Source organism: Pseudomonas sp. GM_Psu_1 (assembly GCF_026544185.1).
Lineage (GTDB): Bacteria > Pseudomonadota > Gammaproteobacteria > Pseudomonadales > Pseudomonadaceae > Chryseomonas > Chryseomonas oryzihabitans.
This window is the reverse complement of sequence record NZ_JALNUX010000006.1, coordinates 101,243-125,232: the sequence shown is the minus strand read 5'-3', so window position 1 is coordinate 125,232 and position 23,990 is coordinate 101,243. Positions and strand designations below refer to the sequence as shown.

The following is a 23,990-nucleotide window of genomic DNA, read 5'->3' as shown; positions in this document are numbered from 1 at the left end:
TGCCGGATACCGCACAGATTTGGGCTGCAAATCATACCAGAGCAGCTAAGAGGTGCAAGCAGCCCCCACACCGCCCGTCTGCTACCATCGGGCTTTCCTCCTGCGAGCCCTGCCGTGCCCCTGATCCTGCGCCTGGCGCTGCCCTCCCCGCTGCGCCGCCTGTTCGACTATCTGCCGCCCAAGGGAGCGGTCGAGGAGCAGTTGCGCCCGGGCGTGCGGCTGCGGGTGCCCTTTGGCCGCCGCGAGGTGATCGGGGTCCTGATCGAGGTCGCCCAGGAGACCGAGGTGCCGCCGGACAAGCTGCGCAAGGCGCTGCAGTTGCTCGACGAGCGTCCGCCGCTGCCAAGTGCGCTGTTCGAACTCTGCCAGTGGTCCGCCCAGTACTATCAGCACAGCCTCGGCGACACCCTGAGCTGGGCACTTCCTGCCCTTTTGCGTCAGGGAGAACCGGCGGAGCGACGGCTGCAGCGCTTCTGGATCGCCCAACCCGAAGCCCGCCCTGAAGATCCGCGCCTGGCCCGGGCGCCGCGCCAGCGCGAGGCGCTCAAGACCCTGCGCCAGCATCCCCATGGCGTGCTGCACGAATTGCTCGGCCAGCTCGGCCTGGTCAAGGACAGCCTCGACCTCCTGCAGGCCAAGGGCCTGGTCAAGGTGGAGACCCGCTATCACCAGCCGCATCGGCACCAGGGTGCCTGGCTCGCCCAGGCCGAGCTGCCGCTCAACGGCGAGCAGCGCCTGGCCTACGAAGCGGTCCGCGCCGGCAGCGGCTTCCACTGCTATCTGCTGGAAGGGGTGACCGGCAGCGGCAAGACCGAGGTCTATCTGCAGCTGATCCGCGCCACCCTGGAAGCGGGACGTCAGGCCCTGCTGCTGATCCCCGAGATCAACCTGGGACCCCAGACCCTGGGTCGCTTCGAACAGCGCTTCAATGCGCGCATCGCCCTGCTGCATTCGGCGCTGACCGATCGCGAGCGCATGGACATCTGGCTGGCCGCCCGCGATGGCGAACTGGACATCGTGGTGGGCACCCGCTCGGCGCTGTTCACCCCGCTCAAGCACCCCGGGCTGATCATCGTCGACGAAGAACACGACGCCTCCTATAAACAGCAGGAAGGCCTGAGGTACCACGCCCGCGACCTGGCGGTGGTCCGCGCGCGCTTCGAGAATCTGCCGGTGGTGCTGGGTTCGGCCACACCCTCGCTGGAAAGCCTGCACAACGCCGAGCAGGGCCGTTACGCCCATCTGCGTCTGTCGCTCCGCGCCGGTGGCGCCCAGCCGCCGCGCTTCGAGCGCCTGGACGTGCGCAGTCGCCCCCTGGACAGCGGCCTGTCCCAACCGCTGCTCAAGGCCATGGGCGCGACCCTGGAACGCGGCCAGCAGGTGCTGGTGTTCCTCAATCGCCGCGGCTTCGCCCCTACCCTGCTCTGCCACGATTGCGGCTGGCTGGCCCAGTGCCCGCGCTGCGATGCCCGCATGACCTATCACCGCGGCTCCGGCGAGTTGCGCTGCCACCATTGCGATCAGCGCCAGACGCCCCCGCGCCACTGCCCCTCCTGCGGCAAGCTCGACCTGCGTCCGGTGGGTGCCGGCACCGAACGCGCCGAGGAACGCCTGCAGCTGCTGTTCCCGGACGTCCCGGTGCTGCGCATCGACCGCGACACCACGGCGCGCAAGGACGCCCTGGGCAAGCTGCTGAGAACCATCCACAGCGGCGCGCCCTGCATCCTGGTCGGCACCCAGATGCTCGCCAAGGGCCACCACTTTCCCAAGGTGACCCTGGTCGCCGTGCTGGACGCCGACAGCGGGCTGTTTTCCGCCGACTTCCGCGCCAGCGAGCGCATGGCCCAGCAGATCGTCCAGGTGGCCGGCCGCGCCGGGCGCGCCGAGGAACCGGGCCAGGTGCTGATCCAGACCCATCTGGCCGATCATCCGCTCATGGTGCAGCTGGCCGAGGAAGGCTATCCAGCCTTTGCCCGCCAGGCCCTGCAGGAGCGCCGCGCCGCCGGCCTGCCGCCCTTCGCCTATCTGGCGCTGCTGCGTGCCGATGCCCATCGCCAGGATCAGGTGGAGAATTTTCTCGAGGCGGCCTATCACGTCGCCGAGGGCCTGGCGGTCAATCTCGCCCTGCCCCAGGTGGAGTTGCTTGGTCCGGTACCGGCGCCAATGGAAAGACGCGCCGGTCGCCATCGGGCCCAGTTGCTGCTGCAGAGCAGCAGTCGCGCGCCCCTGCACCGGCTGCTGGGCATCTGGGTCGTCCAGCTGGAAAGCCTGCCCGAAGCCCGCCAGGTGCGCTGGTCGCTGGATGTGGATCCCATCGATCTCTTCTAGTGGCATAGGCTTACCATTGGCAAGGCCGGGCTCGCCACGGATAATGCCGGGTTTTCATCGCAGTGCGCGCTCGGCGCACGCCGAAGGCCAAAGACCATGAAAGACAGCATCCGCCAGCTCATCCAGCACGCCCTCGACCGCCTGATCGCCGACGGCACCCTGCCGGCCGACGTGGCCCCGGCCATCCAGGTCGAGAACACCAAGGACAAGAGCCACGGCGATTTCGCCAGCAACGTCGCCCTGCTGCTGTCCAAACCGGCTCGGGCCAAGCCCCGTGACCTGGCCGAGAAGCTGCTGGCCGCCCTGCCCGCCGATCCGGCGGTGAGCAAGGTGGAGATCGCCGGCCCCGGCTTTCTCAACTTCTTCCAGAATCATGCGCAACTGGCCGCGCGGCTGGATGCGGCCTTCGCCGATCCGCACCTGGGCGTGCCCAGCCACGAGCCGCGTCAGCGCGTGGTGGTGGACCTCTCCTCGCCGAACCTGGCCAAGGAGATGCACGTCGGTCACCTGAGATCCACCATCATTGGTGATGCCGTGGCGCGGGTGCTGGAATTCCTCGGCGACGAGGTGATCCGCCAGAACCACGTGGGTGACTGGGGTACCCAGTTCGGCATGCTGCTGGCCTACATGGAAGAGCAGCCCCAGGCCGCCGAAGGCGAGCTGGCCGATCTCGAGGTGTTCTATCGCGCCGCCAAGGGCCGCTTCGACGCCTCGCCGGAATTCGCCGCTCGCGCCCGCGAACTGGTGGTGGCGCTGCAGGCGGGTGATGCCCACTGCCTGCGGCTCTGGGAGCGATTCAATGCCGTCTCCCTGTCCCACTGCCAGGAGGTCTACGATCGCCTCAACGTCAAGCTGACCCCGGCCGACGTCAAGGGCGAGAGCGCCTACAACGACGATCTGGCGCAAGTGGTGGCCGATCTGGACGCCGCCGGTTTGCTCACCGAGAGCGACGGCGCCCGCTGCGTCTTCCTCGACGAATTCAAGAACGCCGAGGGCAATCCGCTGCCGGTGATCGTGCAGAAGGCCGGCGGTGGCTATCTCTATTCCACCACCGACCTGGCCGCCATGCGCTATCGCAGCCGCCAGCTGCACGCCGATCGCGCGCTCTACTTCGTCGATCAGCGCCAGGCCCTGCACTTCCAGATGGCCTTCGAGGTGGCGCGCCGCGCCGGTTTCGTCGATGCGGCCATGGACCTCGAGCACATGGGCTTCGGCACCATGAACGGCGCCGACGGCCGTCCGTTCAAGACCCGCGACGGTGGCACCGTCAAGCTGGTCGACCTGCTCGACGAAGCCGAGGAACGTGCCTACCAGTTGGTCAAGGAGCGCAATGCCGGTCGCGCCGAGCGTGGCGAAGCGCCCTTCAGCGAGGACGAATTGCGCCACATCGGCCGCGTGGTGGGCATCGCCTCGGTCAAGTACGCCGACCTGTCCAAGCACCGTACCAGCGACTACAGCTTCAACTTCGAACAGATGCTCAGCTTCGAGGGCAACACCGCGCCCTATCTGCTGTATGCCTACACCCGCGTCGCCAGCGTGCTGCGCAAGGCCGAGCAGAACGACCCCGCCGGCAGCATCCGCCTGGACGCGCCCCAGGAGCAGGACCTCGGCGGGCGTCTGGCGCAATTCGGCGAGATCCTCGCCAGCGTTGCCGACAAGGGCACCCCGCACCTGCTGTGCAGCTACCTCTATGACCTGGCCGGCCTGTTCTCCAGCTTCTACGAGAATTGCCCGATCCTGACCGCCGAGGACGCCCCCCTGCGCCAGAGCCGCCTGCGGCTGGCCGCCCTGACCGGGCGCACCCTCAAGCAGGGTCTGGAACTGCTCGGTCTGCACACCCTGGAACGCATGTAAGAGACGGATCACCGCCTGATGGCCACCAAGAAAGCCCCACCCAAGCGCGGCGCCAGTCGCAACACCTCGGCTCCCAAGAAACAGCCCCTGCCCGGCTGGGTCTGGCTCGCGTCGGGTCTGGCCATCGGGGCCTTCGTGGTGTTCCTGATGAAGCTCGAACCGGGCAACAAGGCGGTGCAGCGCGCCAAGCCGGAAGAGGGTCGCCCGGCCGCCGCGGCGGGCAACGGCAAGCCAGCCGCGACCGCCGCCGGCAAGACCGAGGGCACGCCGCCCACGCCGATCAAGCCCAAGTACGATTTCTATACCCTGCTGCCGGAATCCGAGGTGATCGTGCCGCCGGATGCCGTGCCGCGCAATCCGGCCGCCAAGCCGGCCACCCCGGCCAAGCCGGATGCCGCCGCGACCCCGGCGCAACCCGGCCAGGCGGCCACGGCGACACCGGCCACGCCCGCGACCACACCGGGCCAGCCGGCCGCCACGCCGCCCAAGGAAGCCACCACCAAGGCCCAGCCGCCGGTGACGCTGTTCTTCCTCCAGGCCGGGTCCTTCCGCACCCAGGCCGATGCCGACCGGGTCCGCGCCCAGATCATCATGCTTGGCCAGGACGTGCGGGTGGAGTCGGGCAAGGTCAAGGACGACACCTGGTACCGGGTACTGGTCGGTCCCTACAGCGATCGCGACCAGCTGACCCAGGCGCAGAAACAGCTCGCCGGCAGCGGCTTCAAGAATCTGTTGCTGCAACAGCGACGCGGTCACTGATCGGAGCAATCCCTCGCCGCGGCGCTTGAAGGGCGTCGCGGCCATCCCCATATCTCCGCGTAACCGGGGCTGACTGCCCCAAGCAACGCGGAGAGATTCCCTTGACCACCATCGTTTCTGTACGCCGCAACGGCAAGGTCGTGATCGGCGGCGACGGCCAGGTTTCCCTGGGCAATACCGTCATGAAAGGCAACGCCAAGAAAGTCCGGCGGCTGTACCGGGGCGAGGTGCTGGCCGGTTTCGCCGGCGGTACCGCCGACGCCTTTACCCTCTTCGAGCGCTTCGAGGCGCAACTCGAGAAGCACCAGGGCCACCTGGTCCGGGCCGCCGTCGAGCTGGCCAAGGACTGGCGCACCGACCGCGCCCTGCGCCGCCTGGAAGCCATGCTGGCGGTCGCCAACAAGGACGCTTCCCTGATCATCACCGGCAATGGCGACGTGGTGGAGCCCGAGGAAGGCCTGATCGCCATGGGTTCCGGTGGCGCCTATGCCCAGGCCGCCGCCCGCGCCCTGCTCATGCACACCGACCTGGGTGCGCGCGAGATCGCCGAGACCGCCCTGAATATCGCCGGTGACATCTGCGTGTTCACCAACCGCAACCTGACCATCGAGGAGCTGGACGCGCCCCAGGCGTGATCCGGTTTAGAGACTGCCCATGTCCATGACCCCCCGCGAGATCGTCCACGAACTCAATCGCCACATCATCGGCCAGGACGACGCCAAGCGCGCCGTGGCCATCGCCCTGCGCAACCGCTGGCGGCGCATGCAGCTGCCGGTCGAGCTGCGCCCCGAGGTCACGCCCAAGAACATCCTGATGATCGGCCCGACGGGTGTGGGCAAGACCGAAATCGCCCGCCGTCTGGCCAAGCTGGCCAATGCGCCCTTCCTCAAGGTGGAAGCCACCAAGTTCACCGAGGTCGGCTATGTCGGCCGCGACGTCGAGTCCATCATCCGTGACCTCGCCGATGCCGCGGTGAAGATGCTGCGCGAGCAGGAGATGGTGCGTAACCGCCATCGCGCCGAAGACGCCGCCGAAGAGCGCATCCTCGATGCCCTGCTGCCGCCGGCGCGTCCCTCGGTAGGCTTCAGCAACGAACCCCAGCCGGCGTCGACCGATAGCAACACCCGCCAGCTGTTCCGCAAGCGCCTGCGTGAAGGCCAGCTGGACGACAAGGAAATCGACATCGAGGTGGCCGATGCCCCTGCCGGCGTCGAGATCATGACCCCGCCCGGCATGGAGGAGATGACCAGCCAGCTGCAGAATCTCTTCGCCGGCATGCACAAGGGCAAGACCAAGCAGCGCAAGCTCAAGGTCAAGGAAGCGCTCAAGCTGGTGCGTGACGAGGAAGCCGCCCGCCTGGTCAACGAAGAAGAACTCAAGGGCCGCGCCCTGGAAGCCGTCGAGCAGCACGGCATCGTCTTCATCGACGAGATCGACAAGGTCGCCAAGCGCGGCAACACCAGCGGCGCCGACGTCTCCCGCGAAGGCGTGCAGCGCGACCTGCTGCCGCTGATCGAGGGCTGCACCGTCAACACCAAGCTGGGCATGGTCAAGACCGATCACATCCTGTTCATCGCCTCGGGTGCCTTCCACCTGTCCAAGCCCAGCGATCTGGTGCCGGAACTGCAGGGCCGCCTGCCGATCCGCGTCGAACTCAAGGCGCTGACCCCGCAGGACTTCGAGCGCATCCTCACCGAGCCGCACGCCTCGCTCACCGAGCAGTATCGCGAGCTGCTCAAGACCGAGGGGCTGCACGTGGACTTCGCCGCCGACGGCATCACCCGCATCGCCGAGATCGCCTGGCAGGTCAACGAGAAGACCGAGAACATCGGTGCCCGGCGCCTGCACACCCTGCTGGAGCGCCTGCTCGAAGAGGTGTCCTTCAGCGCCGCCGACCTCGCCGGCCAGCAGAATGGCGAGCCCATCGTCATCGACGCGGCCTATGTGAACGGCCACCTGGGCGAACTGGCCCAGGACGAAGACCTGTCGCGCTATATACTGTAACGGTAGGTTTGGTGCATTCGTGATCACGGCCATCGGCCGCTCCTACAGGAGACATCGAACCCTGTAGGAGCGGCCGCATCGGCGGACCGCCATGGCCGCGATGGCCTGAGGCAAAGACTGCAAAACCGCTCAGAGAACCTCACCATGCGTACTCCCACCGCCATCCAGCTCCACAAGGCTTCGAAGACCCTCAGCGTCAGCTATGGCGCGGAAACCTTCGAGCTGCCCGCCGAATTCCTGCGCGTGCATTCGCCCTCGGCCGAGGTTCAGGGACACGGCAATCCGGTATTGCAGTGGGGCAAGCAGCGGGTCGGCATCAGCGCCGTCGAACCGGCCGGGCGCTATGCCATCAAGCTCACCTTCGACGACGGCCACGACAGCGGCCTGTTCAGCTGGGACTATCTCTATGAACTGGGCAGTCGCCGCGACGCACTCTGGGCCGACTACCTGGAACAACTGGCCCGCGCCGGCAAGACGCGGGACCCGCATGTCAGCGCGGTCAAGCTGATGCTCTGAGCGGACTCAGGCCGCCAGGGCCTTGTCCAGCTTGCGCTCGATTTCCTTCTCAATCTGGCCACTGAGCATCGAGAACATCATGCCCAGGGTCGCCAGCACCCGCACCCGGTCCTCACCGACCTCGATCCGCCCATCCACACCGCTGCGCGTGAACTTCAGGGTATCGCCTTCCCAGGCGCAGGCCACCCCATAGTCGCGCGTGAGTTTTTCCGCCAGCTGGTCGGTCTTTTGGCGAACGCTTTCCAGGCCGAGCGAATGGCTGCGTTCGATGGTGATCTGGGACATCGGGGAACTCCGGATAAGGGGCCCTGACTATAGCGAGGGCCCGGCACCTCGCCAATCGCGAGAACCGAGCGGTCAGCCAGGTTTTAGCCAGGCAAGCCGGGCGATCCCCCTGCTAGAATGCCCTCTTGTCCCTGTCCCAGGTGTAGCCCCATGAGCGATCCGCGCAAAGGCCCCGAGGCCGAATCCCAGACCCACTTCGGCTACCAGAGCGTTCCGGAGAGCCAGAAGGCTTACAAGGTCGCGGAAGTCTTCCATTCGGTCGCGGCCAAGTACGATGTGATGAACGACCTGATGTCGGCGGGCATCCACCGGCTGTGGAAGAGATTCACCATCGAACTCTCCGGCGTGCGCCGCGGCAACCGGGTGCTGGACATCGCCGGCGGTACCGGCGACCTGACCAAGCAGTTCGCCCGCCTGGTCGGCCCCACCGGCGAGGTGGTCCTGGCCGACATCAACGATTCCATGCTCAGGGTCGGACGCGACCGCCTGCTCGACGAAGGCGTCGCCAGCAACGTGCGCTTCGTCCAGGCCGATGCCGAGAAGCTGCCCTTCCCCGACAACCACTTCGACTGCATCACCATCGCCTTCGGTCTGCGCAACGTCACCCACAAGGACCAGGCGCTGGCCTCCATGCTGCGCGTGCTCAAGCCCGGTGGCCGGCTGCTGGTGCTGGAATTCTCCAAGCCCACCAATCCGCTGGTGTCCAAGGCCTATGACGCCTACTCCTTCGGCTTCCTGCCGCTGATGGGCAAGCTGGTGGCCGGTGACGCCGACAGCTATCGCTACCTGGCCGAATCCATCCGCATGCACCCCGACCAGCAGACCCTCAAGGCCATGATGGAAGAAACCGGCTTCGCCCGGGTGACCTTCCACAACATGACCGGCGGCGTGGTCGCCCTGCACCGCGGCATCAAGCCCTGATGGCCCTCGTCACCCAGGCGTTGCTGGCCGCGCTGGAGCGTGGCCTGAATCCGCTGCTGGCGCTGGATCCGGTGGCGCTGCCGCGACTGGCCGGCCTGACCGGCCGGGTGATCGCGGTCCAGACCCGGCAACCGGCGCTGCGCCTCTACATCCTGCCCGCGGGTGACGGCCTGCACTTCGCCGCCCATCACGAGGGCGACATCGACTGCACCCTGAGCGCCCCGGCGACGCGCCTGGCCGAGCTGGCCCTGGCCCGCGACAAGCAGCGGGTGCTGCACCAGCCGGACGTCCGCCTGGAAGGCGACAGCACCCTGCTGATCGAGCTGTCCGACATCCTGCAGAAGCTGGAGCTGGACTGGCAGCACGAGGTGAGTCGCTGGCTCGGCCCGCTGCCTGCGGCCTTGCTCGGCGATCTGGCCCGGCGTGGCCAGGCGCTTGGCGAACAGAGTCGTGACAGTCTGCAGCTGACGCTGTCCAACTGGCTGAACGAGGAGAGTCGTCAGCTGGTCGGCCGCCTGGAAGGCGAGGCCCGCTTCGCCGAGATCGATGCCCTGCGCCTGGACGTGGATCGTCTCGACGCCCGTCTCGCCCGCCTGGGCGCCGCCCGCAACGCCAGGGATAACCCCGACGAATGAAGCTGTTCGCTGCCCTCAACCGCCTGTTGCGGATCTTCTTCGTGGTGATCCGCTATCGGCTGGACGACATCGTCTACGCTCTGCCGCTGCCCTGGTACCTGCGCGCCACCCGCTATGTGCTGCCCTGGCGCTGGCTGCCGCGGCCGAGCAAGACCCTGCCGCGCGGCGCCCGCTTGCGCCTGGCGCTGGAAGGCCTGGGCCCGGTGTTCGTCAAGTTCGGCCAGATCCTCTCCACCCGCCGCGACCTCATGCCCGAGGATATCGCCGACGAACTGATGTTCCTGCAGGACAAGGTCCCGCCTTTCCCACCGGAAAAGGCCGTGGCGCTCATCGAGTCGCAACTCGGCGTCCCCATCAAGCAGGCCTTCGCCCGTTTCGACCACCAGCCGCTGGCCTCGGCCTCGGTGGCCCAGGTGCATGCCGCCCAGCTGCGCACCGGCGAAGAGGTGGTGGTCAAGGTGGTACGGCCCGGCCTGAAGGGCATCATCAGCCAGGACATCGCCTGGCTGTTCCTGCTGGCGCGCATGGCCGAGCGGCTGTCCGCGGAAGCCCGCCGCCTGCACCCGATGGACGTGGTCAGCGACTACGAGAAGACCATCTACGACGAACTGGACCTCCTGCGCGAAGCCGCCAACTCCAGCCAACTCAGACGCAATTTCGACGGCTCCGAGCGCCTCTATGTGCCCCAGGTGTACTGGGACTGGTGCCGCGAGCGGGTGCTGGTCATGGAGCGCATCTACGGCATCCCGGTGACCGACCTGGCCGCGCTGCGCGACCAGGGCACCGACTTCAAGCTGCTGGCCGAGCGCGGCGTGGAGATCTTCTTCACCCAGGTGTTCCGCGACAGCTTCTTCCATGCCGACATGCACCCGGGCAACATCTTCGTCAGCACCGCCAAGCCCTGGGATCCGCTCTATATCGCGGTGGACTGCGGCATCATCGGCAGTCTGACCCCCGAGGACCAGGACTACCTGGCGCGCAACCTCTGGGCCTTCTTCCAGCGCGACTACCGCAAGGTCGCCCAGCTGCACATCGACTCCGGCTGGGTGCCGGCCAACACCCAGGTCAACGAACTGGAAGCGGCCATCCGCACCGTCTGCGAACCCATCTTCGAGAAGCCGCTCAAGGACATCTCCTTCGGCCAGCTGCTGCTGCGGCTGTTCCAGGTGGCACGCCGCTTCAACATGGAAATCCAGCCGCAGCTGGTGCTGCTGCAGAAGACCCTGCTCAACATCGAAGGCCTGGGCCGCCAGCTCTATCCGGACCTAGACCTCTGGTCCACCGCCAAGCCCTATCTGGAAAAGTGGATGCGCAAGCGGCTGAGTCCGCCCCAGGTCGCCCGCAACATCCAGCAGCAACTGGAGCAGATCCCGCATCTGGCGCAGATGGCCCGCGACACCCTGGAACGCATCACTCAGCCCCACCGCAAGGACCCGCCCAATCCCTGGGGGGATCGCCGCGACGACTGGATCGTGCGCGTCATAGGCGCGGTGCTGCTGGTGGGCGCCGCCCAGCTGGGTCTCGAACCCCAGCCCCATGCCTGGCCGGCCTGGGCCATGCTGGTCGGCGGCCTGGTTCTGGTGATCAGGCGCTGAACTCCTTAAGCTGTAACCGTCCTGTCATTTTTATCGGGCGAAATACACGCCCTCAGCCACTGGTGCCCTGCCGCTGTATTCGAGCCGCGTCTTGTGCGAGGCTGGTACCCTAAATTCGTAGTACTGAACAGACCGATGAGCGACTGGTTAGACGAGATCCACTGGAACAGCGATGGCCTGGTACCGGCCATCGCCCAGGACCCCACCTCGGGGCGCATCCTGATGATGGCCTGGATGAACCGCGAATCCCTGGCCCTGACCGCTGCCGAAGGCCGTGCCGTCTACTGGTCGCGTTCGCGCAACCGGCTGTGGCGCAAGGGCGAGGAATCCGGGCACGTGCAGCGCGTCATCGAGCTGCGCCTGGATTGCGATGCCGACGTGGTGGTGCTGCAGGTGGAACAGCTCGGTGGCATCGCCTGCCATACCGGCCGGGAAAGCTGCTTCTATCGCGTGTTGCGCGAGGGCCAGTGGGAGACCGTCGATCCGGTGGTCAAGGACCCCAGCGCCATCTATGCCGGAGGGCACGGCCATGACTGACACCCTCGCGCGCCTGGCGCAGGTGCTGGAAGAACGCAAGCAGGCCGCCCCGGACTCCTCCTATGTGGCCAGCCTCTACCACAAGGGTCTGAACAAGATCCTGGAAAAGGTCGGCGAAGAAAGCGTCGAGACCATTCTCGCCGCCAAGGACGCCGCCATCAGCCAGCAATACGACGACGTCATCTACGAGACCGCCGACCTCTGGTTCCACAGCCTGATCATGCTCTCGGCCCTGGGCCAGCATCCCCAGGCCGTGCTGGACGAGCTGGATCGTCGTTTCGGCCTCTCCGGGCACGCCGAAAAGGCCGCCCGCACTCAATCCTGACCCCAAGCTTCGCAACGAGGAAAGACCATGGGTATCTTCGACTGGAAACACTGGATCGTCATCCTGCTCGTCGTGGTGATCGTCTTTGGCACCAAACGCCTGAAGCATCTGGGCTCCGACGTGGGCGAGGCCATCAAGGGCTTCCGCAAGGCCATGCACACCGACGAGGACGACAAGGCCGAACAGCCGGCGCCCACCGCCAGCACGGCCAACCCGAATGCGCCCCTGAATCGTCCCCAGACCTTCGATGCCGAGCACCGCAAGGTCGAAGAGCCGGTGGTGCGCAAGGACTAAGGCCCCGCCATGTTCGGAATCAGCTTTCCCGAAATGATGCTGGTGGGGTTCGTCGCCCTGCTGGTGCTGGGCCCGGAACGCCTGCCCGGTGCCGCGCGCACCGCGGGTCTGTGGATCGGTCGCCTGAGGCGCAGCTTCAACAGCATCCGCCAGGAAGTGGAGCGCGAGATCGGCGCTGACGAAATTCGCCAGCAGCTGCGCAACGAGCATATCCTGTCCATGGAACAGCGCGACAACCGGCCCAAGCCTGCCGCCTCCACCCCGGAAGCTCAGACCCCACCGGCCGCCGTTGCTCCGCCCATGCCCCAGGACGTGGTTGCCGAACGCCCGCAGGATCCGCCCCAGACGCCGCCAAGAGCACCATGAGCGACAAGCCTTCCGAACACGATGACCAGGAAATGCCCCTGGTCTCGCACCTCACCGAATTGCGCACCCGCATCCTCCGATGCGTGCTGGCGACCTTTCTGATCTTTCTCGGGCTGTTCTACTTCGCCCAGAAGATCTATGCCTTCGCCTCTGAGCCGATCCGCCGCGTCCTTCCCGAGGGCGCGACCATGATCTCCACGGACGTCACCTCGCCGTTCCTCGCGCCCTTCAAGCTGACGCTGGTGGTGTCGCTGTTCATCGCCATGCCGGTGATCCTGCACCAGGTCTGGGGGTTCGTCGCGCCCGGGCTCTATCGTCACGAGAAGAAGGTCGCCATCCCGCTGCTGATCTCCAGCATCGTGCTGTTCTACGCCGGCATGGCCTTCGCCTACTTCCTGGTGTTCCCGATCATCTTCCACTTCTTCAGCAGCATCACGCCGGAAGGCGCCATGATGATGCCGGATCTGAACGCCTACCTGGATTTCATCCTGACGCTGTTCTTCGCCTTTGGCGTCGCCTTCGAGATTCCGGTGGCCACCGTGCTGCTGATCTGGATCGGCGTGGTCGACGTGGCCTACCTGAAGAAGATCCGCCCCTACGTCATCATCGGCTGTTTCGTGGTCGGCATGATCCTGACCCCGCCGGACGTCTTCTCCCAGACCATGCTGGCCGTGCCCATGTGGCTGCTGTTCGAGATCGGCCTGCTATTTGGCCGCTTCGTGCAGAAGCGCGAGCGCCCGCTGGCCGACGAAGACGCCGCCCCCGAAGCCCAGCCGCCCGCCGAACGTCCGTGAATCTGATCCTGCTCGAAGCGGCCGACTTCACGGCCGCTGACCGGGTCGTGCTGCGCGATCCGCGCCGTCTCGCCCATCTGCGCGAGGTCCACCAGGCGGCCGCCGGCGACCGGATGCGCGTCGGCCTGCTGGATGGTCTGATGGGTTCTGGCCAGATCGAGTCCCTCGACGCCGGCCAGGCCTGCCTGACCGTCACCCTCGACCAGCCACCGCCGGCCAAGCTGCCGCTCACCCTGCTGCTGGCCCTGCCCCGTCCCAAGATGCTGCGCCGGGTACTGCAGACGGTGTCCGCCATGGGCGTCGCGCGCCTGGTGCTACTGAACAGCTACCGGGTGGAAAAGAGCTTCTGGCAGACCCCGTTCCTCGAGCCCGCGGCCATCGAGGAGCAATTGCGCCTGGGACTGGAGCAGGCCCGGGACACGGTGCTGCCGGAGGTGCTGATCGAAAAGCGATTCAAGCCCTTCGTCGAGGATCGCCTGCCCGCGCTCGTCGTCGGCACCCGCGGCCTGGTCGGTCATCCGGGCAACTACCCGGCCTGCCCTCGCGCCCTCAGCGAGCCCGTGACGCTGGCGATCGGTCCCGAGGGTGGCTGGATACCCTATGAGGTCGAAAGGCTGCAGGAAGCGGGTCTGGCGCCCGTACAGCTCGGTGAGCGCATCCTGCGCGTCGAGAACGCCGTACCCGCCCTCCTCGCCCGCCTGTTCTAGCCCGCCTGTCTTAGTCCGATCAGGGACAAGAAAAAGCCCCGGCGTCTCGCGACACCGGGGCTTTTTCAATGCGCGGAGCGCCTCCTCAGGAGGCGGGCCGCGGGGTCAGGCTGGCCGGACTGGCTGCGGCATCCGCGGCCGAGTCGCTGTGGGAGCGCGGCCGCAGGGTAGCGTAGGCTTCCCGCCAATTGCGGTGCTCTTCGGCCTTCCAGACCTGCAGGTGCAGTTGCGCCATGCCGTCCGGGTCGCTGAGCAGACGCCACTGGTCGTCGCCCTTGGTCTTCTCGGGACCGGCGGCCAGGACCCGGGCCACCCGCTCTTCGCGCAGCCGGCGTGCCGGCTCCACCACCTTGCCGTGGCGACCGCGGGCCATGCCGATGGCCAGGGCATTGAGCACCGGATCGACGGTGGCGCGCAGGAAGCCCCTGGTCAGGGCGTTGCGGTTGTTCAGGTGCAGGTACTCGTCGGTCGCCACCAGCTCGCGCGGCGGTGCGTACTCTTCCGGGATCAGGAACAGGTGATGGCGGCGACTGCCCAGACCCAGGTTGGTCCGGCTGGAAATCACCGACACCGGTGCCGACAGGATCAGCGACACCACGATGGGCGACAGCCACCAGAGGAAGCGCGGATCCAGCCAGGCCACGCCGGCGGTCCAGATCAGACCGAGCAGCATCTGCGAACCATGGCGGCGGAAGGCTTCGCTCCAGGGCGTGTCGTTGTCGTCCCGCTGGGGCGAATTCCACTGCACCGACCAGCCCAGGAAGGCGGCGGTCACGAACACCGTGTGGAACAGCATCCGCACCGGTGCCAGCAGCACCGAGAAGAGCATCTCCAGCATCATGGAAAGGAACAGCCGCAGGCCGCCACCGAATTCCTTGGCACCCTTGGCGATGATCAGCACCACGCTGAGCAGCTTGGGCAGGAACAGCAGGATCAGGGTGGTGGAGAACAGCGCGATGGCCTGCTCCGGATGCCACTGGGGCCAGACCGGGAACAGCTGGCGGGGCTGGAAGAAGTACTGGGGCTCCAGCAGCTTGTGGATCGCCAAGAGCGCCGTGGACAGCACCAGGAAGAGGAACCACAGCGGCGCCGACAGGTAGGACATCACCCCGGTGAGGAACACCGCGCGGTGTACCGGGTGCATGCCCTTGACCAGGAACAGCCGGAAGTTCATCAGGTTGCCATGGCACCAGCGACGGTCACGCTTGAGTTCGTCCAGCAGGTTGGGCGGCAGTTCTTCGTAGCTGCCCGGCAGGTCGTAGGCGATCCACACGCCCCAGCCGGAACGCCGCATCAGCGCCGCTTCGACAAAGTCGTGAGAGAGAATCGCACCGGCGAACGAACCCGTGCCCGGCAGCGGTGCCAGGGCGCAGTGGTCGATGAACGGCTTGACCCGGATGATGGCGTTGTGGCCCCAGTAGTGGGATTCACCCAGCTGCCAGAAGTGCAGGCCGGCGGTGAACAGCGGTCCGTACACGCGGGTGGCGAACTGCTGCAGGCGTGCATACAGGGTGTCCATGCCGGACGCCTTGGGCGCGGTCTGGATGATGCCGGCACGCGGATTGGCTTCCATCAGCCGGACCAGGCTGGCCAGGCATTCGCCGCTCATGACGCTGTCGGCGTCGAGCACCACCATGTACTTGTACTGGCTGCCCCAGCGACGGCAGAAGTCGTCGATGTTGCCGCTCTTGCGCTTCACCCGACGACGACGACGGCGATAGAAGATGTGGCCGAAGCCACCGACCTCGCGGCACAGCTCCAGCCAGGCCTTTTCTTCGGCCACGCATTTGTCCGGATCGTTGCTGTCGCTGAGGATGAAGAAGTCGAAGTGCTCCAGCTCGCCGCTGGCGCGGACCGACTCGTAGGTAGCGCGCAGACCGGCGAAGACCCTTGGCACGTCTTCGTTGGCGATGGGCATCACCAGGGCGGTACGCGACTGGGGATCGATCGGCTCGGTGCCGGTGGAACTGGCCGAGATGCTGTACTTGTCGCGGCCGCTGAGCAGTTGCCAGAAGCCCATCAGGGCGGTCCAGAAACCGGCGGACACCCAGCAGAACAGCAGGGCGAAGAGCAGCAGGATGCTGGTCTGCACCACATAGGGCAGTACCTGGCGGATGGACTCGCCCCAGCCCTGACGGTAGACCTCGCCGAGATCGACCAGCGCCCAGCCCTGATAGGGCAGCACGGCCTTCATGTACCAAGTGGCGATGCCGGTCTGCACCAGCATCAGGATCAGCAGGATGAAGCGCCGGAAGGAACCGACCTTGCGCCAGTGCGCATGGGCATCGGCTTCGGGATCGGGTTGCCAGCGGCTGTGATCCTTGCGGCCGAGCAGCCGCTTCCAGCTCCGCGCCACGGGATTGGTGCGCCAGGGATCGGGCACCATCATGGAGCGGGTCATGGGCGGGGTGGCCTTGATGAAGACGCGACCCTGGGCATCGCTGCCCAGCAGCTCGCCATCCTCCAAGGTATCGTCCCAACCGGCGGCCAGACGCGCTTCGGTGGAGGCGATCACCGCCTCGGCACCCTGGGCGCCTTCGCCGCGGGCACCGGCCAGTTGCCGGTGCAGCGACTCGACGTCCGCCGTCTGGTCCAGCACCTGCCGTTGCCCGGCGGGCAACGGCAGGTGTTCGAGGTAGTCGCCAGCAGCGGCGACCGAGGTATCGCGGGTGGTGTTATTCATTGGCAGGTAGCTGGTAAGTCCAGGTTTCGCTGAGCGGTTTGTCACCCTGGGCGAGGTTGGCGCGCATTTCCACCGGCTTGGTCTGATCCTTGACCTTGAGTCTCAAGGTCAGGCGATAGCCCTTGGTAACCGGGTTATAGCGCACAGAGTTCTCGACCAGTTCACCGTTGGCATCCAGGCTGACCTGGGAGCCGACCTGCGAATCCTCGGGCAGGTCATCGAGGTTCGGACCTTCGAAGTCGATGATGTAGGCCAGGCTGCCATCGGTCTGGCGCACCAGGTTGGACTGGCGCACGTCACCGGTGGACAGACGGGTCTGGGAGACCCAGGCCAAGTCCTTGGTGTGCAGGTTGGGTTCGTCGGTGGTGAAGTGCAGGCGATAGCTGACATCGATCGGCTGGCCCTTCTCCGGCAGGGTGTCCGGCGTCCAGAAGGCTACGATGTTGTCGTTGGTCTCGTCCGGGGTGGGGATTTCCACCAGCTCGACGTGACCCTTGCCCCAGTCGCCCTTGGGCTCTACCCAGCCGCTGGGACGCTTGTCGTAGCGCTCGTCCAGGTCCTGGTACTTGTAGAACTCGTGGCCACGCTGCAGCAGACCGAAACCGCGCGGATTCTCGATGGTGTAAGTGCTGACCGACAGGCGGCGCGGGTTGTTCAGCGGACGCCACAGCCACTCGCCGTTGCCGGCATGGATGGCCAGACCGTTGGAGTCGTGCAGTGCCGGACGATAGTTGACCTGGGCGCTCGGCTGGTTGGGGCCGAACAGGTACATGCTGGTCAACGGCGCGATGCCCAGCTTGTTGACGTTGTCGCGCAGGAACACCTTGGCTTCGACGTCGACGGTGCTGTCCTTGCCGGGAGTCAGCACGAAGCGATAGGCACCGGTGGCGCGCGGCGAATCGAGCAGCGCATAGATCACCAGGTTGCGGCGATCCGACTGGGGCTGTTCGACCCAGAATTCGGTGAAGCGCGGAAATTCCTCGCCGGACGGCAGCGCGGTGTCGATGGCCAGGCCACGGGCGGACAGGCCATAGACCTGGTTCTTGCCGATCACGCGGAAATAGCTGGCGCCGAGCATGGTCATCAGCTCGTCATGCTTGTCCGCCTTGTTCAGCGGATAGAGCACCTTGAATCCGGCGAAGCCGAGATCCTTGAGCTGGGCCTGGTCGACCTGCAGGTTGCCGAAGTTGAACATCGAGGGATCGTATTTGATCTCTTCGACATTGTTGGCGGTGACCTCGTTGATCTTCACCGGCACGCTGTAGTGCATGCCCTCGTGATAGAAATTCAGGCGGAAGGGCGTCTTGGCATCCTTCCAGTAGGCCTTGTCCTGATTGAAGGTGATCTGCTGATAGTCGGCATACTTCATGCCGCTGAAGGATGCGGGCAGGTTGCTCTTGGGCGCGACGAATTTCTGGCCGGAGAGTTCTTTGGCCTTGGCGGCCACGTCGTCCAGGCTGAAGGCCAGGGCCTGGGCACTGAACAGACCCAGAGCGACGGAGAGCCCGATCAGGGCGAAGCCCTGCTTGCCCGGCTTAACTTTGGAATGAGATAACACGCAGCCTCCTAAATCAGCGTACGAATACGTTTGGCGACGGGTGGTCGCGAAACGGATAGGCAGAGGTCCGACTCCCGCAGGGGTCAATGATTCCCCAGTTGGACGACCGTTCAAACTCGAACTGCGCAATCATAGACACTTGGCAGGGCGCTGTAAGGGGCGCCCTCACTAAATCGACAATAAAAATGTCACTGGTCCGTCGTTGACCAGGGAAACCTGCATGTCGGCGCCGAAACGACCGGTCTGGACCTCGGGATGAAGGTCGCGGGCGAGGCCTACCAGATGGTTGAACAGCCGCTCGCCCTGGGCCGGTGGCGCGGCGCTGGAAAAGCTCGGCCGGCGGCCGCTGCGGGTATCGGCGGCCAGGGTGAACTGGGAGACCAGCAGCAAGCCGCCGCCGACGTCCTGCAGGGACAGATTCATGCGCTGCTCGCCGTCGGCGAACACCCGGTACTCCAGCAGTCGCTTGAGCATGCGGCTGCAGGCGGCCTCGTCATCCGCCGGCTCGATACCGACCAGGACCAGCAGGCCCGCGCCTATGGCGCCGACCGTATGGCCCTCAACCTCGACGCTGGCGCGGCTGACCCTTTGCAGCAGCGCCTTCACTCGGCCTCCTGGGGCAGATCGAGCAGCTGGCGGGCGATCTGGTCGGTCGCCCGCACCAGGGCGTCGCAGATACCGGGCTCGCTGGCCGCATGACCGGCGTCGCGGATGATCTGCAATTCGCTGCCTGGCCAGGCGTGGTGCAGGGCCCAGGCATTGTCCAGCGGGCAGACCATGTCGTAGCGGCCGTGCACGATCACCGCCGGGATATGGGCGATCCGGGGCATGTCGCGCAGGAGCTGGTCGGGTTCGAGGAAGGCATCGTTGATGAAGTAGTGGCACTCGATGCGGGCGATGGCCAGGGCGTGCTCGCTGAATTTCTCCAGCACGTCGGGATTGGGCCTCAGGGTCACCGTACGCCCCTCCCAGCAGGACCAGGCGCGCGCGGCGGACATCTGTGCCAGTTCGTCCGGACCGGTCAGGCGGCGATAGTAGGCCTGGATGAGGTTGCCGCGCTCTTCCTCGGCGATGGGGTGCAGATAGTCCTGCCAGAAATCGGGAAACAGCCGGCTCGCGCCTTCCTGGTAGAACCACTGCAGATCCACCGGGCGGCAGAGAAAGATGCCGCGCAGGACCATGGCCTTGACCCGCTCGGGATGGCGCTGGGCATAGGCCAGCGCCAGGGTCGACCCCCAGGAGCCACCGAACAGCACCCATTGCTCGATGCCCAGGTGTTCGCGCAGGCGCTCGATGTCCTCGACCAGGTGCCAGGTGGTGTTGTTCTCCAGGCTGGCATAGGGCGTGGAGCGACCGCAGCCGCGCTGATCGAAGGTGACGATGCGGTAGAGATTGGGATCGAAGAAGCGCCGGCTCAGGCGATCGCATCCGGAGCCGGGTCCGCCATGGATGAACAGCACCGGCAGACCATCCGGCGAGCCGCTCTCATCGACATAGAGCACATGGGGCGCTTCGACGGCCAGCTCGTGGCGGGCGTAAGGCTTGATTTCCGGATACAGATTCAGCATGTCGCGCTCCGCGGGGCAGGGTCGGCCCCTTCATCATAGACCTGCACCTTACCGGGTTTCCACGCTACCCGGGCTTGCTTCGCGTCCAGTGGCACCCGCACCATCGACGGCCAGTCGCCAGAGGAGATCGCCATGTCCCATGCCAAGCTGCAGTTGCTGCTGATCGATCCGCAAAACGATTTCTGCGACCTGCCGGGTGCGGCCCTGCCGGTGCCCGGTGCGGTGGCCGGGCTGCAGCGCGTCGCGGCCCTGATCGAGCGCCTGGGTGCCCGCCTCAGCGGGGTGCAGGTGACCCTGGACTCCCATCAACCGCTGCACATCGCCCATCCGCACAGCTGGCAGGATGCCCAGGGCCAGCCACCGGCGCCCTTTACCCAGATCGGTGCGGACGAGGTGGCCAGCGGTCGCTGGCAGACCCGTGATCCAGCCGAACGTGCCCGGGCGCTGGCCTATGTGCAGGCGCTGGAAGCCGGGGGTCGCTATCGCCTGGTGATCTGGCCGGAGCACTGCCTGGTGGGCGGCTGGGGCCATGGGGTGCAACAGGATGTCCATCAGGCGCTCAATGCCTGGGGCCGGCAGCAGGGACGCCTGGTGGATTTCATCGCCAAGGGCGGCAATCCCCATACCGAACATTATTCGGCGCTGCGCGCCGAGGTCCCGGATCCGGCGGACCCGGGCACCGCGGTGGATGCTGGCCTGATCGCCCGCCTCCAGGCGGCCGATACCCTGTTGATCGCCGGCGAGGCGCTTTCGCACTGCGTGGCCAGCACCGTTCGCGATCTGCTGGAATGCTGGCCGCGGGAGAGGCGCCAGGACCTGGTGCTGCTGACCGACTGCAGTCATTCGGTGCCGGGCTTCGAAGCCCAGGGCGACGCCTTCCTCGCCGAGATGCGCGCCGCCGGCATCCGCCTGGCGACCTCGACGGAGGTGCTCTAGCCCGTCCGTCCGCGGCCCTACTTGATCTCGTAGAGACCGGTGTAGGTCGCCGAAGCCAGCTGATTGAGGTGGATCATGAAGCGACCGACCGCATTGGTCGCGTCCGCCGGCACCGGCAGCTGATCGACCTTGAGCGCATGCAGCTGGAAGATGTAGCGGTGCGGCTTGTCACCCTTGGGCGGCGCCGCGCCGCCGAAGCCGCGGGTGCCATAGTCGTTGATCAGCTGCAGGGCGCCCGCCGGCAGACCCGAGCCATCGGCGCGGCCGGCGTCTTCCGCCAGGCCCTGGGTACCGACCGGGATGTTGACCACCACCCAGTGCCAGAACCCGCTGCCGGTGGGGGCGTCCGGATCGTAGACGGTCAGCGCCAGGCTCTTGGTATCCGCCGGCAGATCGGACCACTGCAGCGCGGGCGAGATGTTGTCGCCGTGGGCACCGAAGTCGGCCACGTCGAATTCGTGGCGCTTGGGCATGAAGGCGTTGTCGGAAAAGGCATCGGTCCAGAGTTTCACGGGGAGCTCCTGTGGCCTAGGGCATGTGGGCGTCGGTCTCGCGCCAGACCAGACGATTGAGGTTGTAGCCCTTCTCGCGGGCGATGCGCAGCAGCTTTTCGCTCTGCGCCGCGGAAATGTCGGGCTTGCGCGCCAGCAACCAGAGGTACTTGCGATCCGGACTGCCGACCAGGGCGGTCTTGTAGTCGTCGTCGACATAGAGGATCCAGTAGGGTCCCTTGGCGACGTTGGGCAGGACACCGCTGAACCAGGTATCGAAGCGCACTTCCAGGCGATCGGTCACGCCCGGCTTGATGGGGGTGGCGGTGCCGGTGGCTTCCTCCACCTTGCCGTCCAGGGTACGGCAGCGGTTGAACACGGCGACCGAGCCGTCGGCCATGACGTGATAGTTGGCTTCGGACTGGGCGCACTTGCGCTGGAAGAACATCGGCAGCCGCGCCACCTCGTACCAGTGTCCCTGGTAGCGCTGCAGGTCGACATTGCCCGCGGTGAGCGGCGGGACTTCGCGCGGGCCGCTGGCGCAGGCCGCGAGCAGTCCGGCGGCACCCGCCAGCAGTAGCAGTTTGGTAGAGGTTTTCATCGCAGACCCTGCCCGGCGAACATCGCCACCTTATCGTTGAGATACTGCACGCTGATGAAGGAGCCGCGATCGCCCCAGGTACAGGTGGTGACGCCCAGGGCACCCGCGCATTCCGTGGGTGCACCCAGGATCTGCTCCACCTCGGCCTTGGTCTGGCCGGCCTTGAGCCGGGAATAGTTTTCCTGATTGACCTTGCCGCAGCCGGCCAGCATCAGACTGCCCACCAGCAACAGCGCCAAGCGCCCTTTCATACCTCTGCTCCTCCATCCTGACGGCAAGGCTATAGAGCCCGCCCGGCCGCCAGGGTTCGCTTCGTCAGCTGGCGAGATAGGAGGAACGGGTCAGGCCCAGGCGCATGGCGTCGAGGAACTGGGTGCGCTCGCGCGCGGTGAGGCGCGCACTGGCGACCTTGTCGCGGTAGTAGGTCATCAGCTCCTCGGGCGAGAGGTGCACGTACCTGAGCATGTCCTCGATGGTGTCGTGGGTCTCGATGCCCCCGTGGCGCACACTGCCGTCGGCGTCCTGGTAGACGTTCACCGAATCGGTGTCGCCGAACAGATTGTGCATGTCGCCGAGGATCTCCTGATAGGCGCCCACCAGGAACACCGCCAGCAGATAGTCTTCGCCCTCGCGCACCTCGTGCACCGGCAGGCTGGTCTCGATGCTCTGCTCGTCGACGTACTGCTTGATCTTGCCGTCGGAGTCGCAGGTCAGGTCCTGCAGCACGGCGCGGCGCACCGGCTCCTCGTCCAGGCGGGTCAGGGGCACGATGGGCAGGATCTGGTCGATGGCCCAGGTGTCGGGCAGGCTCTGGAACACCGAGAAGTTGCAGATGTACTTGTCGGCCAGCTTGTCGTTGAGTTCGTCGAGCACCTGGCGGTGGGAGCGCTGGCGCGCCTTGAGCTGGTTGTAGAGGCGGCGGCAGATGGCGAAGTAGCACTGCTCGGCCAGGGCCTTGTCGCTCAGGCTCAGGGTGCCGGCGGCGTACTGGGCGGCGGCTTCGCTGACGTACTGGGTGGCGCGCCAGTAGGTCTCGGTGACCATCTCCGGATCGGTGTCGCCGAGCAGTTCGGCCAGCCACTGCACCACCTCGGCCTTGCCTTCGAAGCGCTCGCTGGCCGGCACGCTGTCGTTGTGGCGCTCGACGTCGGTGACCTGCATCACCAGCATGGCATGATGGGCGGTCATGGCCCGGCCACTTTCCGAGAAGATGTTCGGATGCGGCAACTCCTGCTGGTCGCAGAATTCCTTGAGCATGCCGACCACGGTACCGGCGTAGTCGTCCATGTCGTAGTTGATCGAGCTGGCGTTGCGCGAGTGGGTGCCGTCGTAGTCGACGCCCAGACCGCCACCGACGTCGATGTGGTCCAGCGGCAGACCCAGGGCGCGCAGCTCGGCGTAGTAGCGGATGGCTTCGCGGAAGCCCTGGCGGTAGTCGGCCAGGTTGGCGATCTGCGAGCCCATGTGGAAGTGCAGCAGGCGCACGCCCTGCTCCAGGCCGGCGGCGCGGAAGCGCTCGATCACCGACAGCAGCTGGGCGGCGGAGAGACCGAACTTGGACTTCTCGCCACCGGTGTCGGCCCACTTGCTCGACGCCAGGGACGACAGCCGCACGCGCAGGCCGACCTGGGGCGTGACCTTGAGCTCGGCCGCCTCCTCGATCACCAGCGGGACCTCGGATTCCTTCTCGATGACGATGAAGACGCTGTGGCCCAGCTTCTGGCCCATCAGCGCCAGGCGGATGAATTCGCGGTCCTTGTAGCCGTTGCAGACGATGGTGCCACCCTTGGGCGCCAGCGCCAGCACCGCCATCAGCTCCGGCTTGGAACCGGCTTCCAGGCCGATGGAGACGTCACGGGTGGCGATGATGTTTTCCACCACCGCTTCCTGCTGGTTGACCTTGATCGGATAGAGGGCGGTGTAGCGGCCCTGATAGTCGAGGCGCTCGATGTTGCGATCGAAGGCACCGGTCAGGTGGCGCACCTGGCCCTGGAGGATGTCGGGGAAACGCACCAGCAGCGGCAGCGACAGCCCCGCTTCGCGCAGCTGGCCGACCAGCACATGGAGGTCGATCGGCTGGCCGTCCGGGCCGTGGGGGCGGACTTCGACGTTGCCGGCGTCGCTGATGGCGAAGTAGCCGGCACCCCAGTGGCGAATACCATAGACGCTGCGGCTGTCCGCCACGGTCCACTGGCTGCCGTCATCTTTGCGCGTGCGTCGTGGGGACATTCGC

25 protein-coding genes are annotated in these 23,990 nt (G+C 66.3%); 16 read left to right on the top strand and 9 right to left on the bottom strand.

Going from position 1 to position 23,990, the window contains the following annotated elements; genetic code table 11:
- The first annotated feature begins 114 nt into the window (after window positions 1–114).
- From OXS31_RS12320 to OXS31_RS12295, 6 genes are all read left to right on the top strand, one after another.
- Window positions 115–2,328: a primosomal protein N' gene (locus OXS31_RS12320; RefSeq protein ID WP_044341962.1), complete on the top strand. Its 2,214-nt coding sequence runs from the start codon at window positions 115–117 to the stop codon at window positions 2,326–2,328.
- Window positions 2,329–2,424: 96 nt separating this feature from the next.
- The gene (gene argS / locus OXS31_RS12315; RefSeq protein WP_267399221.1) at window positions 2,425–4,182 is read left to right on the top strand and encodes an arginine--tRNA ligase; all 1,758 of its coding nucleotides are present in this window, start codon (window positions 2,425–2,427) and stop codon (window positions 4,180–4,182) included.
- An 18-nt stretch (window positions 4,183–4,200) separates the two neighbouring features.
- On the top strand, window positions 4,201–4,941 hold the full coding sequence (locus OXS31_RS12310) for an SPOR domain-containing protein (protein ID WP_007161615.1): 741 nt from the start codon (window positions 4,201–4,203) through the stop codon (window positions 4,939–4,941).
- Window positions 4,942–5,042: 101 nt separating this feature from the next.
- Window positions 5,043–5,576: an ATP-dependent protease subunit HslV gene (gene hslV / locus OXS31_RS12305; RefSeq protein WP_007161614.1), complete on the top strand. Its 534-nt coding sequence runs from the start codon at window positions 5,043–5,045 to the stop codon at window positions 5,574–5,576.
- Window positions 5,577–5,595: 19 nt separating this feature from the next.
- A complete protein-coding gene (hslU, locus tag OXS31_RS12300; protein WP_007161613.1) occupies window positions 5,596–6,945 on the top strand; it encodes an ATP-dependent protease ATPase subunit HslU in 1,350 nt (449 codons plus the stop codon).
- Window positions 6,946–7,089: 144 nt separating this feature from the next.
- Entirely contained in the window at window positions 7,090–7,461 is a 372-nt protein-coding gene (locus OXS31_RS12295; RefSeq protein WP_144956255.1) for a DUF971 domain-containing protein, read from the top strand.
- 6 nt (window positions 7,462–7,467) lie between these two features.
- On the opposite strand, the gene OXS31_RS12290 is transcribed toward OXS31_RS12295, so the two are convergent.
- Window positions 7,468–7,746 carry a polyhydroxyalkanoic acid system family protein gene (locus tag OXS31_RS12290; protein WP_027598922.1) on the bottom strand — a complete coding sequence of 93 codons (279 nt, stop codon included), beginning with the start codon at window positions 7,744–7,746 and terminating at the stop codon, window positions 7,468–7,470.
- A 150-nt stretch (window positions 7,747–7,896) separates the two neighbouring features.
- On the opposite strand from OXS31_RS12290, the gene ubiE reads away from it, so the two are divergent.
- The 9 genes from ubiE to OXS31_RS12245 all read left to right on the top strand — a co-directional run bounded on the left by ubiE (window position 7,897) and on the right by OXS31_RS12245 (window position 13,920).
- Window positions 7,897–8,667, top strand: coding sequence for a bifunctional demethylmenaquinone methyltransferase/2-methoxy-6-polyprenyl-1,4-benzoquinol methylase UbiE (gene ubiE / locus OXS31_RS12285; RefSeq protein ID WP_007161610.1), 771 nt, complete (start codon window positions 7,897–7,899; stop codon window positions 8,665–8,667).
- Window positions 8,667–9,302, top strand: coding sequence for an SCP2 sterol-binding domain-containing protein (locus OXS31_RS12280; RefSeq protein WP_007161609.1), 636 nt, complete (start codon window positions 8,667–8,669; stop codon window positions 9,300–9,302). Before ubiE ends, OXS31_RS12280 begins: the two co-directional genes overlap by 1 nt.
- The gene (gene ubiB, locus OXS31_RS12275; protein ID WP_007161608.1) at window positions 9,299–10,897 is read left to right on the top strand and encodes a ubiquinone biosynthesis regulatory protein kinase UbiB; all 1,599 of its coding nucleotides are present in this window, start codon (window positions 9,299–9,301) and stop codon (window positions 10,895–10,897) included. The genes OXS31_RS12280 and ubiB overlap by 4 nt, the downstream gene beginning before the upstream one ends.
- A 135-nt stretch (window positions 10,898–11,032) precedes the next feature.
- A complete protein-coding gene (hisI, locus tag OXS31_RS12270; protein WP_007161607.1) occupies window positions 11,033–11,434 on the top strand; it encodes a phosphoribosyl-AMP cyclohydrolase in 402 nt (133 codons plus the stop codon).
- Window positions 11,427–11,759: a phosphoribosyl-ATP diphosphatase gene (locus OXS31_RS12265; protein WP_007161606.1), complete on the top strand. Its 333-nt coding sequence runs from the start codon at window positions 11,427–11,429 to the stop codon at window positions 11,757–11,759. Before hisI ends, OXS31_RS12265 begins: the two co-directional genes overlap by 8 nt.
- Before the next feature lie 27 nt (window positions 11,760–11,786).
- Window positions 11,787–12,053: a twin-arginine translocase TatA/TatE family subunit gene (locus OXS31_RS12260; protein WP_007161605.1), complete on the top strand. Its 267-nt coding sequence runs from the start codon at window positions 11,787–11,789 to the stop codon at window positions 12,051–12,053.
- Between the two features lie 9 nt (window positions 12,054–12,062).
- Window positions 12,063–12,419 carry a Sec-independent protein translocase protein TatB gene (tatB, locus tag OXS31_RS12255; protein ID WP_007161604.1) on the top strand — a complete coding sequence of 119 codons (357 nt, stop codon included), beginning with the start codon at window positions 12,063–12,065 and terminating at the stop codon, window positions 12,417–12,419.
- A complete protein-coding gene (tatC, locus tag OXS31_RS12250) occupies window positions 12,416–13,213 on the top strand; it encodes a twin-arginine translocase subunit TatC (RefSeq protein ID WP_007161603.1) in 798 nt (265 codons plus the stop codon). Before tatB ends, tatC begins: the two co-directional genes overlap by 4 nt.
- Entirely contained in the window at window positions 13,210–13,920 is a 711-nt protein-coding gene (locus OXS31_RS12245; protein WP_267399220.1) for a 16S rRNA (uracil(1498)-N(3))-methyltransferase, read from the top strand. The genes tatC and OXS31_RS12245 overlap by 4 nt, the downstream gene beginning before the upstream one ends.
- An 85-nt stretch (window positions 13,921–14,005) precedes the next feature.
- On the opposite strand, the gene mdoH is transcribed toward OXS31_RS12245, so the two are convergent.
- The 4 genes from mdoH to pip all read right to left on the bottom strand — a co-directional run bounded on the left by mdoH (window position 14,006) and on the right by pip (window position 19,729).
- Window positions 14,006–16,603 carry a glucans biosynthesis glucosyltransferase MdoH gene (gene mdoH, locus OXS31_RS12240; protein ID WP_027602896.1) on the bottom strand — a complete coding sequence of 866 codons (2,598 nt, stop codon included), beginning with the start codon at window positions 16,601–16,603 and terminating at the stop codon, window positions 14,006–14,008.
- Window positions 16,596–18,113 (bottom strand): glucan biosynthesis protein G, encoded by a 1,518-nt coding sequence (locus OXS31_RS12235; protein WP_026083843.1) that lies wholly within the window; start codon window positions 18,111–18,113, stop codon window positions 16,596–16,598. The genes mdoH and OXS31_RS12235 overlap by 8 nt, the downstream gene beginning before the upstream one ends.
- Window positions 18,114–18,329: 216 nt before the next feature.
- A complete protein-coding gene (gene dtd / locus OXS31_RS12230; protein ID WP_027602894.1) occupies window positions 18,330–18,767 on the bottom strand; it encodes a D-aminoacyl-tRNA deacylase in 438 nt (145 codons plus the stop codon).
- Window positions 18,764–19,729: a prolyl aminopeptidase gene (pip, locus tag OXS31_RS12225; RefSeq protein WP_027598930.1), complete on the bottom strand. Its 966-nt coding sequence runs from the start codon at window positions 19,727–19,729 to the stop codon at window positions 18,764–18,766. The genes dtd and pip overlap by 4 nt, the downstream gene beginning before the upstream one ends.
- A 132-nt stretch (window positions 19,730–19,861) precedes the next feature.
- On the opposite strand from pip, the gene OXS31_RS12220 reads away from it, so the two are divergent.
- Entirely contained in the window at window positions 19,862–20,665 is an 804-nt protein-coding gene (locus OXS31_RS12220; RefSeq protein ID WP_144956261.1) for a hypothetical protein, read from the top strand.
- Between the two features lie 17 nt (window positions 20,666–20,682).
- Here the strand turns inward: OXS31_RS12220 and OXS31_RS12215 are convergent, their stop codons facing one another.
- The 4 genes from OXS31_RS12215 to speA form a co-directional block, all read right to left on the bottom strand.
- Complete coding sequence (locus OXS31_RS12215; RefSeq protein WP_027602891.1) at window positions 20,683–21,177, bottom strand: YbhB/YbcL family Raf kinase inhibitor-like protein; 495 nt, start codon at window positions 21,175–21,177, stop codon at window positions 20,683–20,685.
- Between the two features lie 16 nt (window positions 21,178–21,193).
- Entirely contained in the window at window positions 21,194–21,757 is a 564-nt protein-coding gene (locus OXS31_RS12210; RefSeq protein ID WP_007161595.1) for a lipocalin family protein, read from the bottom strand.
- Window positions 21,754–22,008, bottom strand: coding sequence for a hypothetical protein (locus OXS31_RS12205; protein ID WP_007161594.1), 255 nt, complete (start codon window positions 22,006–22,008; stop codon window positions 21,754–21,756). The genes OXS31_RS12210 and OXS31_RS12205 overlap by 4 nt, the downstream gene beginning before the upstream one ends.
- A gap of 64 nt (window positions 22,009–22,072) precedes the next feature.
- Entirely contained in the window at window positions 22,073–23,986 is a 1,914-nt protein-coding gene (gene speA / locus OXS31_RS12200) for an arginine decarboxylase (RefSeq protein WP_144956264.1), read from the bottom strand.
- Between the last annotated feature and the right edge of the window lie 4 nt (window positions 23,987–23,990).